This is a genomic window from Roseibium aggregatum (assembly GCF_017309185.1).
GTDB lineage: Bacteria > Pseudomonadota > Alphaproteobacteria > Rhizobiales > Stappiaceae > Roseibium > Roseibium aggregatum_B.
The window spans coordinates 2,276,542-2,292,678 of sequence record NZ_JAEKJZ010000001.1; the positions used below are offsets into that span (position 1 = coordinate 2,276,542).

Consider the following 16,137-nt stretch of genomic DNA (forward strand, 5'->3'; position numbering starts at 1 on the left):
GAGTGGCAATGGCAGCTCCGGGCGAGAACCTCAGGATCAATGCCGACCGTCTGTGGGACAGTCTTATGGAAATGGCGAAGATCGGCCCAGGCGTCGCCGGCGGCAACAATCGCCAGACCCTGACGGATGAGGATGCCGAAGGCCGCAAGCTCTTCCAGAAATGGTGCGAAGACGCCGGCATGACCATGGCCGTCGACACCATGGGCACCATGTTCATGACCCGTCCCGGCACCGATCCGGACGCCTTGCCCGTCTACGTCGGCTCCCACCTCGACACCCAGCCCACCGGCGGCAAATATGACGGTGTTCTCGGTGTGCTCGGCGGTCTGGAAGTGATCCGAACCATGAACGACCTCGGGATCAAGACCAAACACCCGATCGTGCTGACCAACTGGGCCAACGAGGAAGGCACCCGCTTCGCTCCGGCCATGCTCGCCTCCGGCGTCTTCGCCGGCGTTCATACCCAGGACTGGGCCTATGAGCGGGAAGACGCGGAAGGCAAGACATACGGCGACGAACTGAAACGCATCGGCTGGGTCGGCGACGAGGAAGTCGGCGCGCGCGCGAACCAGATGCACGCCATGTTCGAGCTCCATATCGAGCAGGGCCCGATCCTGGAAGCGGAAGGAAAGGACATCGGCGTGGTCACCCACGGCCAGGGCCTCTCCTGGACCCAGGTGACGGTGACCGGCAAGGAAGCCCACACCGGTTCGACCCCCATGCCGATGCGCAAGAACGCCGGTCTAGCCATGGCACGCATTCTGCAGCTTGTCGATGAAATCGCCTGGTCGCACGCCCCTCATGCGGTCGGCGCCGCCGGCCATATCGACGTCTATCCGAACTCCCGCAACGTGATCCCGGGCAAGACCGTCTTCACCGTCGATTTCCGCTCGCCGGACATCGCCGTGATCAAGGACATGGAAGACCGGCTCAAGATCGAGGCCAAAAAGATCTGCGACGACATGGGTCTTGAGGTGGAATTCGAAAAGGTCGGCGGTTTCGATCCGGTCGAATTCGACAAGACCTGCGTCGAGGCAATCCGCAGCGCTGCAGAACGGCTTGGCTATTCCCACAAGAATATCATTTCCGGCGCTGGTCACGATGCCTGCTGGGTCAACAAGGTCGCCCCGACGGCGATGATCATGTGCCCCTGCGTCGACGGTCTCTCCCATAACGAGGCCGAAGAGATCTCCAGGGACTGGGCCAAGGCCGGAACCGATGTTCTGTTTCACGCGGTGGTAGAGACGGCGGAGATCGTGGAGTAACCGGAACCTTTGAGAGCGTCCCGGTCCTGCGCCGGGACCTCCTATCGAGAAACGGCTGAAGGTATGGGTTTTAACGGAAAAGCTTTGGCGATTGCCGGCAGCCTGTTTTTGGCGCCCGCATCTGCCCTCGCCTTTTCCGCGGGCGACAGTTGGGACTGGCAACTGACGGAACCCGCCGACCTCAACCGTGCTGTCCAGGTTCTTGACCTGCATCCGGATCTGGTCACGCCCGAAGATCTTGCCGGATTGCGGGCCAGGGGCATCAAGACCATCTGTTACGTCAGCGTTGGTACCCTGGAACGAACGGCACCCGACAGGGCCGCCTTCCCGAAAGACGTCGTCGGCAAGATCTACGGCGACTGGCCGGACGAAAAGTTTCTCGACATTCGCCGGCTCGATGTCCTGCTGCCGATCATGACGGCACGGTTTCAACGCTGCAAGGAAATGGGCTTCGACGCAATCGAGCCGGACAACATGGATGTGCATCACAACGACAGCGGGTTTCCGGTGACGGCGAAACATTCCATCGCCTATGTCCGCCTACTGGCTGCAACCGCCCACGGCATCGGCCTGAAGATCGGTCAGAAGAACGTCCCGGACTTGACCGGAGACCTTGTCGACAGCCTTGACTTCGCGATTGCCGAAAGCTGCTACCAGGACCGGAGCTGCAAGTCCTATCTGGCTTACGCCGACGCGGGCAAACCGGTCTTCGACGCGGAATATACCGACCGGCCGATCCATTTCAGCAAGGCCTGCACGGTGGCCGAAAAATACGGACTATCAATGATCCTGAAGGACCGCGACCTCACGGCTCCGGCCCTTTGGTGTCCTGACGAAAACTGAACAACATTCCGGTTGCAAGCGCCGGACCTTTAAGCATCGAGAAAAGGGGAACGACAATGGCAAGCAAGGTAATCAAGGGTGGCGCGGTGGTCACCGCCGACCTGACCTATGAAGCCGACGTGAAGATCGAGGACGGCAAGATCACCGAGATCGGCCCGAACCTTGCCGGTGACGAAACGCTGGACGCAACCGGCTGCTACATCATGCCGGGCGGCATCGACCCGCACACCCACCTGGAAATGCCCTTCATGGGCACGTTCTCCTCCGACAATTTCGATTCAGGCACGCGCGCGGCGCTGGCCGGCGGCACCACAATGGTGGTTGACTTCGCCCTGCCCTCGCCCGGCCAGTCGCTACTCGAGGCCCTGCAGATGTGGGACAACAAGTCCAGCCTCGCCCATTGCGACTACTCTTTCCACATGGCGATCACCTGGTGGGGCGAGCAGGTCTTCGACGATATGCAGACGGTCGTGCAGGAAAAGGGCATCAACACCTTCAAGCATTTCATGGCCTACAAGGGCGCGCTGATGGTCAATGACGACGAGATGTTCGCGTCGTTCTCCCGCTGCGCCGAACTCGGCGCCCTGCCGCTGGTACATGCGGAAAACGGCGACGTCGTCGCCACGCTTCAGCAGAAGCTGCTCGCCGAAGGCAACAACGGCCCGGAAGCCCACGCCTATTCCCGTCCGCCGGAAGTGGAAGGCGAAGCCACCAACCGCGCCATCATGATTGCCGACATGGCCGGCGTGCCGGTCTATATCGTCCACACGTCCTCGGAACAGGCCCACGAGGCGGTGCGCCGCGCGCGCCAGAACGGCATCCGCGCCTATGGCGAACCGCTTATCCAGCATCTGACGCTCGACGACAGCGAATACAAGAACGCCGACTGGGACCATGCCGCCCGCCGGGTCATGTCTCCGCCGTTCCGGGACAAGAAGCACCAGGACAGCCTCTGGGCAGGCCTTGCCTCGGGGTCGCTTCAGGTGGTCGCCACCGATCACTGCGCGTTCACCACGGACCAGAAGCGCACGGGCGTGGGCGACTTCACCAAGATCCCGAACGGCACCGGCGGCCTTGAAGACCGCTTGCCGATGCTCTGGACTTACGGCGTTGGCACAGGCCGCCTGACACCCAACGAATTCGTTGCGGTGACTTCAACCAACATCGCAAAGATCCTGAATATCTATCCGAAAAAAGGAGCTGTTCTGGTCGGAGCCGATGCGGATCTGGTGGTCTGGGACCCGGAAAAGGAAAAGACGATTTCCGCCTCCAGCCAGGAGTCGGCCATCGATTACAACGTCTTCGAGGGCAAGAAGGTCAAGGGCCTGCCGCGTTACACGCTGAGCCGCGGCCGCGTCGCGGTGGAAGACGGCACCGTCAACCACAAGCAGGGCCACGGCGAATTCGTTGCCCGCAAGCCTTTCCAGGCTGTCAACAAGGCCCTCAGCACCTGGAAGGAACTGACCGCTCCGCGTAAGGTGGAGCGCACGGGCATCCCGGCAAGCGGCGTATGACTAAACGACGTTGCTGATCCACCAGGCAAAGCCTTTACGGATGGCACGACCAGTGCTCCCTCTCCCATCGGGAGAGGGCTGGGGGTGAACGGCTCGAACGTCCAGGAAATGCGAAACGGCCGCCCCCTCACCCGGAGCTTCGCTCCGACCTCTCCCAACGGGCGAGGTTAATCAGGAGCTCGCCTCAACGTTTGAAAAAGATTGCAATTGCACCAGTCTTTTCGAATGACACGTCAATCGTTGAGTTTGCCGAAACGGACCAGACTCGTGCTACGAGGACTAAAATGAACGCACCAGCCAGCGCAAAGGACACCGCGATGGTGGACACTCCGCAAACCGGCCCGAAACGGGTGATCGACATCGACAGGCTCTCGCTTACCTTCGAGACCAATGACGGTCCTGTGCATGCGCTGTCCGATATCGACCTGAAGATCGACGAAGGCGACTTCGTGTCCTTCATCGGCCCGTCCGGCTGCGGCAAGACAACGCTTTTGCGCGTCATCGCCGATCTGGAACAGCCAACGGACGGATCGATCACGGTCAACGGCGTCTCACCGGAAGACGCCCGTCTGAAACGTGCCTATGGATACGTGTTTCAGGCAGCCGCCCTTTACCCCTGGCGGACCATCGCCAAAAACGTCGCCCTGCCGCTTGAGATCATGGGTTTGTCCAAAGCCGAGCAGCAGCAGCGCATTTCCAGGAACATGGAGCTGGTGAACCTCACCGGGTTCGAACAAAAGTTTCCCTGGCAGCTTTCCGGCGGCATGCAGCAGCGTGCCTCGATCGCCCGTGCGCTCGCAGTCGAACCGGATCTTCTTCTGATGGACGAGCCCTTCGGGGCCCTGGACGAAATCGTCCGGGACCATCTCAACGAACAGCTTCTGCAGCTTTGGGCCAAGACCAACAAGACAGTCGTCTTCGTCACCCACTCGATACCGGAAGCCGTTTTTCTCTCCACCAAGATTGTGGTGCTTTGCCCGCGTCCGGGACGGATCTACGATGTCATCGAAAGCGACCTCCCGCGCGACCGGACCCTGGATGTCCGCGAAACACCGGAATTCCTCAAGATCGCCCACCGGGTGCGCGAGGGGTTGAAGGCGGGACATTCCTATGAGGACTGAGGCTATTAAGCTCCCTCCTCTGGTCAATGCCGGATCCGATCCGGCAATCGAACCCGTTTGCGTTCCCAAAAGGTCCGGGTTCAACACGAGGAACAGCAGAAAAACAAACCCCGTTACGAAGCCCGCCACACTACGGTTTCGGTCTCAGCTTATTGGGAAAGCCATTGTCGTCTCCGGTTCTCTCCCATCTTCAGGGGCTGCGCGACACAGCTCGGTTTCGCAGCTTGCTCCCCTCTCGCCTCAATGGGGGGAACTGCATCAAGGTGCACCGCTCAGGAAACCCGGAGGTAGCCGCGTTACCGGACAGCAATGGATCACGCCATGGGATGACCGAGAGGGCAAGAATAGATGACAGACACAGCCCTCACCCCGTCCCGCAGCAGCCTGAATCCCTTTTCCGGCCTATTTTCCGGCACCGTCGGGCCGGTGATCGTCGTGGTCGCGGCAATTCTCGCCATCTGGTACATCGCCGCCGTTGCCCTCAACACACCGTTCCAGGAGGAACTCTACAAGCGTGCAGACCTGACAGACGTGCCGATATCCCAGCTCGTGACAGATACCCTGGCACAGGAGCGGCCGGTTCTGCCGGCGCCGCATCAGGTGATCGTCGAGATCTGGAACACCACGGTGGAGAAGAAAATCACCTCCAAACGCTCGCTGGTCTATCACAGCGGCATAACGCTTTCGTCCACACTGTTGGGTTTCCTGATTGGCACAACGCTCGGCATCCTGCTGGCGGTTGGCATCGTGCACTCGCAGGTTCTGGACAAATCCCTGATGCCCTGGGTGATTTCCTCCCAGACGATCCCGATCCTGGCGATTGCCCCGATGATCATCGTGGTGCTCAACGCCGTTGGCATCTCCGGACTTCTGCCCAAGGCGATGATTTCCACCTATCTTTCCTTTTTCCCCGTAACGGTCGGCATGGTGAAGGGCCTGCGCTCGCCGGAAATCATGCACATGGACCTGATGCACACCTACTCCGCCTCTCGCCTCCAGACATTCTGGAAACTGCGCCTGCCTTATGCGGTGCCCTACCTCTTCACCTCCATGAAGATCGGCATGGCCGCCTCGCTCGTCGGCGCGATTGTGGGTGAACTCCCGACAGGCGCGGTCGCCGGTCTCGGCGCCCGCCTTCTGGCCGGGTCCTACTATGGACAGACCGTCCAGATCTGGTCGGCGCTCATCATGGCCGCAATCCTGGCGGGCACGCTCGTTGCCCTGATCGGACTGCTCGAAACACTGACCCTGAAACGCATGGGAATGGTGCGATGACCCCCAGTACCCAAGCCAGCACCACAGCCAAACGCCGGATCGACATGGCGGCCCTTCTTGCGTGGTTCATCGTTGCCATGGTCATTGCCGGTCTGATTTTTCCGATCTTTAAACCCGATCTCGGCGTCATGGACGTCCCGCGTCTTTCCGTTTGCCTTGTCATCCTTGCGATCGCCGGTGTGCGCTACGAACTCGGCTTCATGCGCAACCGGATCGGCGACGTTGTTCTCGGACTTGTAACGGCCGTTGCCGCCTGGCTTCTGATCGCGACGGCCTCCAACCATGCAGGCGACGCGAAAGCCGGGTTCTGGGCCTTGACGGCGGCGACCTGGGCCTCCGCCTGGCTGTTCGTGGAACGGCTGGCGACCTGGAAAGTCGGCTCACCCTTCGCAAGGCGTCTCGTCAACCTCGCGATCCCTGCCATATTCGGCATCACGCTTCTGGTTATCTGGCAGATCGTCGTCACAGGAGCGGGTGTCCCGAAGGTGCTTCTGCCTGCGCCGTCCGAAATCTGGCTGCGCCTGACCTCCTCCGTCCCGACCCTATGGGCGGATTTCCGGCAGACCTTTCTGAAAGCGGTTCTCGCCGGATATGTCATCGGCTGCGGTTCGGCGTTCTTCGTCGCCATTCTGGTTGACCGCATTCCGTTCCTGCGCCGGGGACTGCTGCCGGTCGGCAACCTTGTCTCTGCCCTGCCGATCATCGGCGTCGCTCCGATCATGGTGATGTGGTTCGGTTTTGACTGGCCGTCGAAAGCCGCCGTCGTGATCATCATGACCTTCTTCCCGATGCTGGTGAATACGGTCAGCGGTCTTGCGGCATCGCACGCCATGCAGCGCGACCTGATGCGCACCTATGCCTCCAGTTACTGGCAGACCCTCTTCAAGCTGCGTCTGCCGATGGCCATGCCGTTCATCTTCAACGCGCTCAAGATCAACTCGACCCTGGCGCTCATCGGAGCCATCGTCGCAGAGTTCTTCGGCACGCCGATCGTGGGAATGGGCTTCAGGATCTCGACCGAAGTCGGCCGCATGAACGTGGACATGGTCTGGGCGGAAATCGCCGTCGCAGCACTTGCCGGGTCTCTCTTTTACGGAGCCGTCGCTTTGCTCGAACGGGCCGTGACCTTCTGGCACCCGTCGATCAGGGGATGACTTGAACGCGGAAAAGTCCCTAAGCTACGTGTTCCTGTCATTCCTGCGAAGGCAGGAAACCAGTAAACACAGACGTCGGGATCTTACAGTCAAGACCAGGGTTACTGGATCCCCGCCTTGCGCTTCGCCTCAACCGGAACGACAAAATCCTATATTGAACTGAAAACGCCAAGGCCTGTTTCATGACCCCAAGCCGCGACATTTCCCGTCTCATCGAAATCATGGAAGCCCTGCGCACGCCGGTGACCGGCTGCCCCTGGGATCTTGAGCAGAACTTCGCGACGATTGCTCCATACACGCTGGAAGAGGCCTACGAGGTCGCGGATGCGATTGCCAAGAACGACCTGGTCGAACTCAAGGAGGAACTCGGCGACCTGCTGCTTCAGGTGGTCTATCACGCCCGCATGGCGGAGGAAGACGAGCACTTTGATTTCGGCGACATCGTTGAGGGCATCACCAAAAAGCTGATCCGCCGGCACCCGCATGTCTTCGGAGACGAAAACGGCGACAAGCCGGACCTGGTCAAGGGAATCTGGGAACGGATCAAGGCCGAGGAACGCGCGGAAAAGCGGGCAGCGCGCGCAGCCCTTGGACTGGCCGAAGCCGAAAAAGGGTTTCTGGACGATGTCCCAACCGCCTTCCCGGCCCTGCAGGAAGCCGACAAGCTTCAGCACCGTGCCTCCAGGGTCGGTTTCGACTGGAACGATGCACGCCTGGTTCTGGACAAGATCCGGGAAGAAACCCATGAGCTTGACGAGGAACTGGCGAAAGGACAGCCGGACAAGGACCGGGTCACCGACGAACTCGGCGATACGCTGTTTGCCCTCGCCAATCTCGCCCGGCACCTGGACATCGATCCGGAAGAAGCCCTGCGCCGGACCAACCGAAAGTTCCGCCGCCGGTTCGCGGCCATTGAGGATCACGCGAAGGAAAACGGCACGACGCTTGACGACATGAGCCTCGAGGAGATGGAGTCTGCCTGGCAGGCGGCAAAGGGAAAATGATCAGCCTTTGTCGATAAAGGCTCCAAAAGTGTCTCGGAAAGGACCGCGCTGCTTGTCCGATACGCGCACCTCCGCGGAGACACAGTCCTCCGCGTCGGTTCGCTCCAGAACTTCCGCCATCTGGTAGAGCTTAGCCAGAAGCGCGCCCTCCTCCACCGGAATACGAACCGAAAGAACATCGTCGTGCTGGGCGATAAAGGCATCGATGCGTGTCGAAAGCTGATCGATCCCCGCGCCTGTCAGCGCTGAAAGCGCCACCGGCCCTTCGCTGCCGGCGTCACTCAGCAGCTTGTCCCGGTAGGCAGGATCGAGGCAGTCGATCTTGTTCCAGACTTCTATAATCGGCGCTCCGGTCTGGGCATCGACACCGAGATCATTGAGCGTTTTCTTGACGTCTTCCGCCTGCGCATCCGTATCGGGATGGGAGATATCGCGTACATGCAGGATCAAGTCGGCTTCCAGAACCTCTTCGAGCGTCGCCCGGAATGCAGCGACCAGATGGGTCGGCAGATCGGAAATGAACCCCACCGTATCCGAAAGGATCACTTCCCGGCCATGCGGCAGTGTAATCTTGCGCAAGGTCGGATCGAGCGTCGCGAACAGGAGATCCTTGGCGAACACGTCGGATTCCGTCAGCCGGTTGAAAAGCGTCGACTTTCCGGCGTTTGTGTAACCGACCAGCGCGACAACCGGCTGCGGGATCTTCTTGCGCTTCTTTCGGTGCAGGTCCCGGGTGCGGCGGACGCTCTCGAGCTGCTTTTGCAGCGCAATGATGCGGTCCTGGATCTGACGCCGATCGGCCTCGATCTGGGTTTCGCCCGGACCGCCCATGAAACCCGCCCCGCCGCGCTGGCGCTCCAGGTGGGTCCAGGAGCGCACCAGCCGGCTTTTCTGCCAGGTCAGATGGGCCAGATCCACCTGAAGCCGACCTTCCTTGGTGCGCGCCCTGTCGCCGAAAATTTCCAGAATCAGTCCGGTACGGTCGATCACCTTGGTTTTCAGGCGCCGCTCAAGGTTGCGCTGCTGCACCGGCGACAGAGGATGGTCGACCACCACGAGGTCGATCTCCTCGCTGGCGACGATCCCCGCAAGCTCCGCGACCTTGCCTTCGCCGAACAGGGTGGCCGGTTTGGGACTGTTGACCTTGACGACACCGGAATGAACGATGTTGAGATTGATCGCCGCACTGAGGCCGACGGCCTCTTGAAGACGAGCCTCGGGGCTGCGGTTCCCACGAAGATCATGGGACGCTGCCTCGCTGCGGATATGCAGCACCGGCTCGAGAAGGACAGCACGAAACGGCTGGGGCAGACGATCCACCCCAGTGTCTTTCAGTCTCAGCGATGTTTGTCCGGGCTCTTCCGCCCCGTTTGATTTTGAAAAATCGTCCGCGCGAGACTTCGGTTTCAATCAGTTAGCCTTTTCAGCGTTTTCCTCAGCCTGATCGAACAGTTGAACAGGTCCGTTTGGCATAATTGTGGAAATCGCATGTTTGTAGACCAGCTGGGAATGCCCGTCTCTGCGCAGCAAGACACAAAAGTTGTCGAACCAAGTTACGACACCCTGCAATTTCACACCATTGATGAGAAATATCGTCAGGGGCGTTTTTTGTTTGCGAACGTGATTAAGAAAAGTGTCTTGAAGATTTTGTGCGCGCTCAGCCATCAGTCTTTTTATCCTGTTTTATCCGGATGCGGCCGAGCATCCGGTTTTTAAGCAGCTTACCGTCAAAATCCGTTCAATTTCAAACTCTAAGGTTTGACGTCCGCCCACTTCTTTCTGCCCACCAGACAGAGCCGGCTCTTCCGGCTCTGATTCTCTTCCCATAAACGACCGATTGCGGCCACCGAATCATACTGCCTGCAAATCAGTAGCAGTATGGAACATTTCGCGCAATCGGGTTGCAACCGTACCCGGATGACCGTTCCCGACAATTCTATCGTCGATCCGTGTCACCGGCATGGCGATTGTCGTGGCAGCCGTCACAAACGCTTCCTTGGCGTCATAGGCTTCCGCCAGACTGAAGGGCCGCTCCTCGAACGTCAGCCCTTCCCTTGCTACAAGTTCCAGTATGGCCTGCCGGGTAATGCCTCGCAAGATACCGCTTTCGGCCGGCCTTGTAACCAGCACACCTGCCTTGGTCACGATCCAGGCATTCGTCGACCCACCTTCGGTCACATTGCCGTCTTTGTCCACGTACCAGGCTTCCTTCCCGCCATTTTCCTTGGCGTTCTGTTTGGCAAGCACGTTCGGCAACAAGGCGACGGTCTTGATGTCCACCCTTGGCCAACGGTTTTCCGGATAGCTTACGACTGCGATACCTTTTTCGGCCTGAGCCTGCGCGGCTTTCGGATCGGCCGAACGCGCGGTCACGACAATGGACGGCGCGACATCGTCCGACGGAAAGAAATGATCCCGGCGGGCGACGCCCCGGGTAACCTGGATATAGACCAGCCCGTTGACCACCCTGTTGCGCCGAACGACCTGGCGCAGGACAAACTGCACCGCGGACCGGGCCATCGGCCAGTCGATCCGGAGTTCCTTCAAGGATCTGTCGAGCCTGTCCAGATGCCGGGGAACATCGACGATATTGCCTTGCCAGACCTCACAAACCTCGTAGACACCGTCCGCGAACTGATAACCGCGGTCTTCAACGTGCACCGCAGCATCAGCGTGACGCACATATTGCCCGTTGACATATGCAATCCGGCTCATAAGCCCTCCAGAAGCACAGTTCAATTTGAACCGTTTGGTATAATTTATATTTTTGGCCGTTCAGCGCGACAAATGCAAGGCCTGAAACCGACATGGAAAGCGTTAAAAGAAATCCAGGCTGACGCGGAACATCTGTTCCACCTGACGCACGCGGTTCGCGACTGCGAAAATGACGATGCGGTCCTGCGCCTGGATCTGCAGCTCGCCGTCTGGGGTCAGCACCTCACCGGCCCTGAACACCGCACCGACCCGAATGCCGGTCGGCAGATCGATTTCCCTGAGCGGCTTCCCGACCAGCGGAGACGTGTCGAGCGCCTCTGCCTCGACGATTTCCGCGGCACCGTTTTGAAGCGAATGCACGCCACGGATGCGGCCCCGGCGGACATGCTGCAGGATGCGCGATATGGTGACCGCCCGCGGATTGATGAAGGCGTCGATCCCGAGCGCATTGGCAAATGCCGGGTAGCTCGGATTGTTCAAAAGCGACAGGGAGCGCCTGCAGCCCAGCTTCTTGGCCATGACCGAAGACAGGATATTCACCTCGTCCTCATTGGTCAGGGCGACCATCGTATCCGCGTCACCGGCATCGGCTTCGTTCAGGATGGTCTGATCCAGGGCGCTGCCATGCAGGATGACCGACCGTTTCAGATCGTCGGCAACCGCCATCGCCCGCTCGCGGGACGCCTCGATCAGCTTGATCTTGGTGCCGCTCTGGCGCTGTTCCAGCGCTTTTGCCACGTAAAGACCGATATTGCCGCCACCGGCGATGACAACCTTTCCGGCTTCCGGTTCCTCGTGCCCGAAAATGCTCAGCGTTCTGCGGACCTGGTCGCGGCGCGCGACCACATAGGCCAGATCGCCGGTCAGGATGCTGTCGCTGCTTTTGGGAACAAACAGCCGGTTGTTCCGGTAAAGCCCGACGACGACCGCACCCAGATCCGGAAACAGTTCGGTGAGCTGTCGCAACGGTGTGTCGACCACCGGACAGTCCTCTTCGCACATGATGCCGACCACCACCACATTGTCGTCGGCAAAGCGGACCGTTTCGACAGCGCCCGGCAGCGCAAGCCGGCGCAACACCATTTCCCCGACCTCGATCTCCGGCGAGATGATCACGTCGATCGGCATGTTGTCTCTTGAAAACAGGTTCCGCCAGCGGCCCTGCAGATAGGATTGCGCCCGGATACGGGCAACCTTGGTTGGAACATTGAACAGCGAATGCGCCACCTGACAGGCCACCATGTTGACCTCGTCGTAGAGCGTGACCGCGACAATCATGTCCGCCTCTTCCGCTCCGGCCTGAGCGAGCACATCCGGATGGGCGCCGTGCCCGACAAAACCGCGCACATCGAGCTGGTCGCCGATGGCATTGATCAGCTGCGGGGAGGAATCGATCACCGATACATCGTTTTGTTCGGCGGCGAGACGTTCGGCGATGCCGTATCCAACCTGCCCGGCGCCGCAAATAACGATTTTCATGGGAAGACCCCTTTACCGCCCGAAGATGACCGTCCGCGCCCGACCGCCTCAGGTCATGCCCAAGGTTTTCAGCTTCCGGTGAAGCGCAGAACGTTCCATACCGACAAATTCGGCCGTACGCGAGATATTCCCGTCAAATCTTTTGATCTGCGCCTGAAGATACTCCCGCTCGAAGATTTCGCGCGCCTCGCGAAGCGGGACGGACATGAGATGCTCTCCGGTCCCGGACGACGGCAGGCTGGGAAGCGTCTCGCCGATTTCGGACGGCAGAAGGTCTGCGGTGATGGTGCTGTCCGGATCGCCGCGGCTCAAGATGAGCAGCCGTTCCACGTTATTGCGCAACTGGCGTACGTTGCCGGGCCAGTCGTGGGTCTGCAGCACCGCCATTGCGTCGTCGCCGATCGGCCGCAGGGGAATGCCTGAAGCAGCCGAAATCTGTTCCATGAAATGCGCCACCAGCACGGGAATGTCTTCCCGGCGTTCGGCGAGCCCCGGGACGCGCAAGGGAACCACGCTCAGCCTGTGATAAAGGTCCTGCCTGAAGAGGCCCGAGGCGATATGCTCCTCAAGGTTTTTCGACGTCGAGGACAGGATGCGGATATCGACCTGGACCTTCTGGGTGCCGCCGACCCTGGAAAAACTCTGGTCGACCAGCACACGCAGAATTTTTCCTTGGGTTTCCGCCGGCATATCCGCGACTTCGTCGAGATAGAGCGTGCCTCCGTGGGCTTCTTCCAGCGCCCCGATCTTCCTCAGATTGCCGTGCTCGTCTTCGATCCCGAAGAGCTCTTCCTCCATGCGCGCCGGCGTGATCGTGGCGGCGTTCAGGACGACAAACGGGCTTTTGATCCGCGGCGACAGATCGTGAATCATCCGCGCGGCCCGTTCCTTGCCCGCACCGGAAGGGCCGACGATGAGGATACGACTGTTCGTGCCGGCGATCTTCTGGATTGTCTGACGAAGATTATGGGCCGCGGAGGAATTTCCGACGATATCGCTCGTCTCGCCGCTCCGCTGACGGAGGTCGCGGACCTCCCGTTTCAGGCTCGAGGCCTCAAGGGCCCGTTCGACGATCAGGATCAGCCTGTCCGATTTGAACGGCTTCTCGATATAGTCATAGGCACCGCGCTTGATCGCCGAGACGGCGGTTTCGATGTTGCCATGACCGGAAATGATCACGACCGGCAGGTCCGGATCGGTTTCCTTGAGGACGTCGAGCAAAGCCAGCCCGTCGAGCCGGCTGCCCTGGAGCCAGATGTCGAGAACCACAAGCGAAGGCTTGCGCTCCTTGACGGCAGCAAGCGCGCTGTCGGAATCGTGGGCGGTCCGGGTGCCGTAGCCCTCGTCATCCAGAATACCGGCGATCATTTCGCGAATATCGGTTTCGTCGTCTACGACAAGAATATCATGCGCCATGAGCTGTCACTGTCTGCTCTTCGATTTCGGTTTCCGGTTCAATTTTAGCGTCCGCGGCCAGGGTCAACCGCACGAGCGTACCCGTGTCGTCCGGACCGGACTTGGGCGCATCGAGCAACTCGATGCCGCCGCCATGGTCTTCGAGAATTTTCCGGACAATGGCGAGACCGAGGCCAGTGCCCTTTTCCCGTGTCGTCATATAGGGCTCAAGCAACCGGCTGCGGTTTTCTTCCGGCAGACCGACACCATTGTCAATCACGTCGATCACGATCCGCCCGCCGCTGTCCTGTGTTTCGCCGCGCAGATAAACCGTGACCTTGCCCTTCGGCAGCTCATCCCCGGTTCGCGCGGCGACAGCCTCGGTCGCGTTTTTCACCACATTGGTCAGCGCCTGACCGACCAGACGGGCATCGAACACGGCTTTGACGGGAGCCTCGGGCACCTGGGCGGTCACGCTGATCTCCGGATTTGCAACCGACTGCATGAAGGCGGCGTCCCGGACGGCTTCCCTGAGGTCGCCCGCGGACTTCGTCGGTTTGCGCATGCGCGCGAAGGATGAAAATTCATCCACCATTTGCCCGATATCGCCGACCTGACGGACAATCGTGTCGATACACTGATCGAACACCTGCCGGTCTTCCTCGATCCGTTTGCCGTAACGCCGCCGGATCCGCTCCGCGGAAAGCTGGATCGGTGTCAGGGGGTTCTTGATCTCATGCGCGATGCGGCGGGCCACATCGGCCCAGGCGGAGTTGCGCTGGGCCGACACGAGGTCCGTGATATCGTCGAGCGTGACCACGAACCCATGTTCCCGACGCGTTGACTGCTCTTGAGTGATTCTCACGTTGATCGTCCGCAGGCGCCCTTCCCGCGTGATCTCGATTTGCGTTTCCGGAAGACGGTCCGTGTCGTTTTTCAGGGCATCGGAGATGCAGTCGGCCAGTTCCGGCACGACTTCGATCAACGACCGGTTCAGGATCTGCACCTCGTCAAGCTGAAGAAGTTCCAGGGCGGACCTGTTGATCAGCATGATCGACGCCTCGTCGTCCACGCCGATCACACCGGTGGAAACCCCCGACAGAACCGCTTCGTTGAACCGGCGCCTTCGGTCGATCTGCTCGTTTGCCGCCAGCAGGGCATCGCGCTGACCGAGCAACTGACCGGTCATCTTGTTGAAGGTGAGCCCGAGATTGGACAGATCGCCTCCGGCCTTGTCCGTTTCGACCTTTACCGCCAGATTGCCCTTGGACACTTCGTCAGCCGCGGAAATCAGGGTTCTGATGGGCGAGACCAGGCTGTTGGCGAATCCGAACCCGATCCAGATCGCGGACAGAAGCAGAACCAGGGCGACACCGAGATAGACAAGCGCGAAGGCCACCTGCACCCCGAACCGGCTGTTTTCCATCTGCTGATACTGGGAGGCGCCCTGTTCGGTCAGGCGCAGATAGTCGAGAACCCTCGGATCGATCGCCCGGACCGCGTAGAGATAATAATTGTCGTAGGCGGACAGTTTCATGATTCCGCCGACCAGGTTGGAACTCCCTGGCGCAATCAGGACCGGCGCGCCTTCCTTGGCCTTCGAAAAACTGTCATTTGGCGGCAGAGGTATCTTCGCGTTTGGATCGTGAACAACCCTTGTCACCACCTCTCCGTCTTCATTCAGGATAAAGGCGGCGAGGATCCCGCGTAAGGACACCTGCGTGGAAAAAAACTGATCGAACCGGCTGGGCTCGAAGTCATAGACGGCCTTGGCCCTGTCGATATCGTTGGTCATGGCGATGAGATCGCCGCGCAACACCCTTGCATGCTCCTGGAGATAGGCCTGGGCAACGGTCAGGGCGTTATCGACAATCTGCCGGGTCCGTTCCTCGAACCAGCGGTCCAGTCCCCGGTCAAGCGTGATTGCCGCAAGGATTGCCATCAGGACCGCGGGAACCGCGGCGACGATACTGAAGAGTGCGACGACCCTGACATGGAGCCGTGCCGCGGCTCGGCCGCGGCGCCGCGCTTGCCAGAGCTTCACGATCTCAAAGGCGATCAGGCACAGGAGGATCGCGGCCAAGGCACCGTTGATCGCCATGGCCTTCAAGATCACGTCGCGGGTCGGATCGATGGTGGTCAGCCCCATCAGGATCGCGAAGGTCACCCCGATGGAGACGAGCGCGATCACCATGATGGCGAGGCCGGCTCGCCGCCAGAGTTTTCCCCGTCCGCCCGACCGTGCGCCGGCTCTCTCGCTCACTCCAAGGATCATTCGGCCTCTAAATACCTGTCACCGTTCAACTCTTGGCGACGCGCCTCAACATTTGCGGCAAAGTTACCACACAATGTTGCGAAATTGAGACAGATTT

Annotated in this window: 13 protein-coding genes; 7 read left to right on the forward strand and 6 right to left on the reverse strand. The window is 60.1% G+C overall.

What is annotated here, in order from left to right; all coding sequences use genetic code 11:
• Positions 1–8 precede the first annotated feature (8 nt).
• The 7 genes from JF539_RS09850 (at position 9) to mazG (ending at position 8,176) form a co-directional block, all read left to right on the forward strand.
• Positions 9–1,265 carry a Zn-dependent hydrolase gene (locus JF539_RS09850; protein ID WP_207140108.1) on the forward strand — a complete coding sequence of 419 codons (1,257 nt, stop codon included), beginning with the start codon at positions 9–11 and terminating at the stop codon, positions 1,263–1,265.
• An 84-nt stretch (positions 1,266–1,349) separates the two neighbouring features.
• Positions 1,350–2,108: an endo alpha-1,4 polygalactosaminidase gene (locus JF539_RS09855; RefSeq protein WP_209017069.1), complete on the forward strand. Its 759-nt coding sequence runs from the start codon at positions 1,350–1,352 to the stop codon at positions 2,106–2,108.
• A 56-nt stretch (positions 2,109–2,164) separates the two neighbouring features.
• Complete coding sequence (gene hydA / locus JF539_RS09860; protein ID WP_207140110.1) at positions 2,165–3,622, forward strand: dihydropyrimidinase; 1,458 nt, start codon at positions 2,165–2,167, stop codon at positions 3,620–3,622.
• 317 nt (positions 3,623–3,939) lie between these two features.
• Positions 3,940–4,743: an ABC transporter ATP-binding protein gene (locus JF539_RS09865; protein WP_207140918.1), complete on the forward strand. Its 804-nt coding sequence runs from the start codon at positions 3,940–3,942 to the stop codon at positions 4,741–4,743.
• 348 nt (positions 4,744–5,091) lie between these two features.
• Positions 5,092–6,018, forward strand: coding sequence for an ABC transporter permease (locus tag JF539_RS09870; RefSeq protein WP_207140111.1), 927 nt, complete (start codon positions 5,092–5,094; stop codon positions 6,016–6,018).
• Positions 6,015–7,172, forward strand: a complete 1,158-nt coding sequence (locus tag JF539_RS09875) for an ABC transporter permease (RefSeq protein ID WP_207140112.1) — start codon at positions 6,015–6,017, stop codon at positions 7,170–7,172. The genes JF539_RS09870 and JF539_RS09875 overlap by 4 nt, the downstream gene beginning before the upstream one ends.
• Positions 7,173–7,354: 182 nt before the next feature.
• Positions 7,355–8,176 (forward strand): nucleoside triphosphate pyrophosphohydrolase, encoded by an 822-nt coding sequence (gene mazG, locus JF539_RS09880; RefSeq protein ID WP_207140113.1) that lies wholly within the window; start codon positions 7,355–7,357, stop codon positions 8,174–8,176.
• On the opposite strand, the gene hflX is transcribed toward mazG, so the two are convergent.
• The 6 genes from hflX to JF539_RS09910 all read right to left on the reverse strand — a co-directional run bounded on the left by hflX (position 8,177) and on the right by JF539_RS09910 (position 16,040).
• Positions 8,177–9,496, reverse strand: a complete 1,320-nt coding sequence (gene hflX, locus JF539_RS09885; RefSeq protein ID WP_419247668.1) for a GTPase HflX — start codon at positions 9,494–9,496, stop codon at positions 8,177–8,179.
• Positions 9,497–9,586: 90 nt separating this feature from the next.
• A complete protein-coding gene (gene hfq / locus JF539_RS09890) occupies positions 9,587–9,844 on the reverse strand; it encodes an RNA chaperone Hfq (RefSeq protein ID WP_187300740.1) in 258 nt (85 codons plus the stop codon).
• A gap of 183 nt (positions 9,845–10,027) precedes the next feature.
• Positions 10,028–10,891 carry a D-amino-acid transaminase gene (locus JF539_RS09895; protein WP_207140114.1) on the reverse strand — a complete coding sequence of 288 codons (864 nt, stop codon included), beginning with the start codon at positions 10,889–10,891 and terminating at the stop codon, positions 10,028–10,030.
• Between the two features lie 102 nt (positions 10,892–10,993).
• A complete protein-coding gene (gene trkA / locus JF539_RS09900; RefSeq protein WP_207140115.1) occupies positions 10,994–12,370 on the reverse strand; it encodes a Trk system potassium transporter TrkA in 1,377 nt (458 codons plus the stop codon).
• 48 nt (positions 12,371–12,418) lie between these two features.
• The gene (locus JF539_RS09905; protein WP_207140116.1) at positions 12,419–13,786 is read right to left on the reverse strand and encodes a sigma-54-dependent transcriptional regulator; all 1,368 of its coding nucleotides are present in this window, start codon (positions 13,784–13,786) and stop codon (positions 12,419–12,421) included.
• Positions 13,776–16,040: a sensor histidine kinase NtrY-like gene (locus JF539_RS09910; RefSeq protein ID WP_207140117.1), complete on the reverse strand. Its 2,265-nt coding sequence runs from the start codon at positions 16,038–16,040 to the stop codon at positions 13,776–13,778. The genes JF539_RS09905 and JF539_RS09910 overlap by 11 nt, the downstream gene beginning before the upstream one ends.
• Positions 16,041–16,137: the final 97 nt, after the last annotated feature.

What these genes read in the sequence shown, in the direction of transcription:
- JF539_RS09850 (WP_207140108.1), top strand. Translation starts at nt 9, where the DNA reads ATGGCAGCTCCGGGCGAGAACCTCAGGATCAATGCCGACCGTCTGTGG.
- hydA (WP_207140110.1), top strand. Translation starts at nt 2,165, where the DNA reads ATGGCAAGCAAGGTAATCAAGGGTGGCGCGGTGGTCACCGCCGACCTG.
- JF539_RS09865 (WP_207140918.1), top strand. Translation starts at nt 3,940, where the DNA reads ATGGTGGACACTCCGCAAACCGGCCCGAAACGGGTGATCGACATCGAC.
- JF539_RS09870 (WP_207140111.1), top strand. Translation starts at nt 5,092, where the DNA reads ATGACAGACACAGCCCTCACCCCGTCCCGCAGCAGCCTGAATCCCTTT.
- JF539_RS09875 (WP_207140112.1), top strand. Translation starts at nt 6,015, where the DNA reads ATGACCCCCAGTACCCAAGCCAGCACCACAGCCAAACGCCGGATCGAC.
- mazG (WP_207140113.1), top strand. Translation starts at nt 7,355, where the DNA reads ATGACCCCAAGCCGCGACATTTCCCGTCTCATCGAAATCATGGAAGCC.
- JF539_RS09895 (WP_207140114.1), bottom strand. Translation starts at nt 10,891, where the DNA reads ATGAGCCGGATTGCATATGTCAACGGGCAATATGTGCGTCACGCTGAT.
- trkA (WP_207140115.1), bottom strand. Translation starts at nt 12,370, where the DNA reads ATGAAAATCGTTATTTGCGGCGCCGGGCAGGTTGGATACGGCATCGCC.
- JF539_RS09905 (WP_207140116.1), bottom strand. Translation starts at nt 13,786, where the DNA reads ATGGCGCATGATATTCTTGTCGTAGACGACGAAACCGATATTCGCGAA.
- JF539_RS09910 (WP_207140117.1), bottom strand. Translation starts at nt 16,040, where the DNA reads ATGATCCTTGGAGTGAGCGAGAGAGCCGGCGCACGGTCGGGCGGACGG.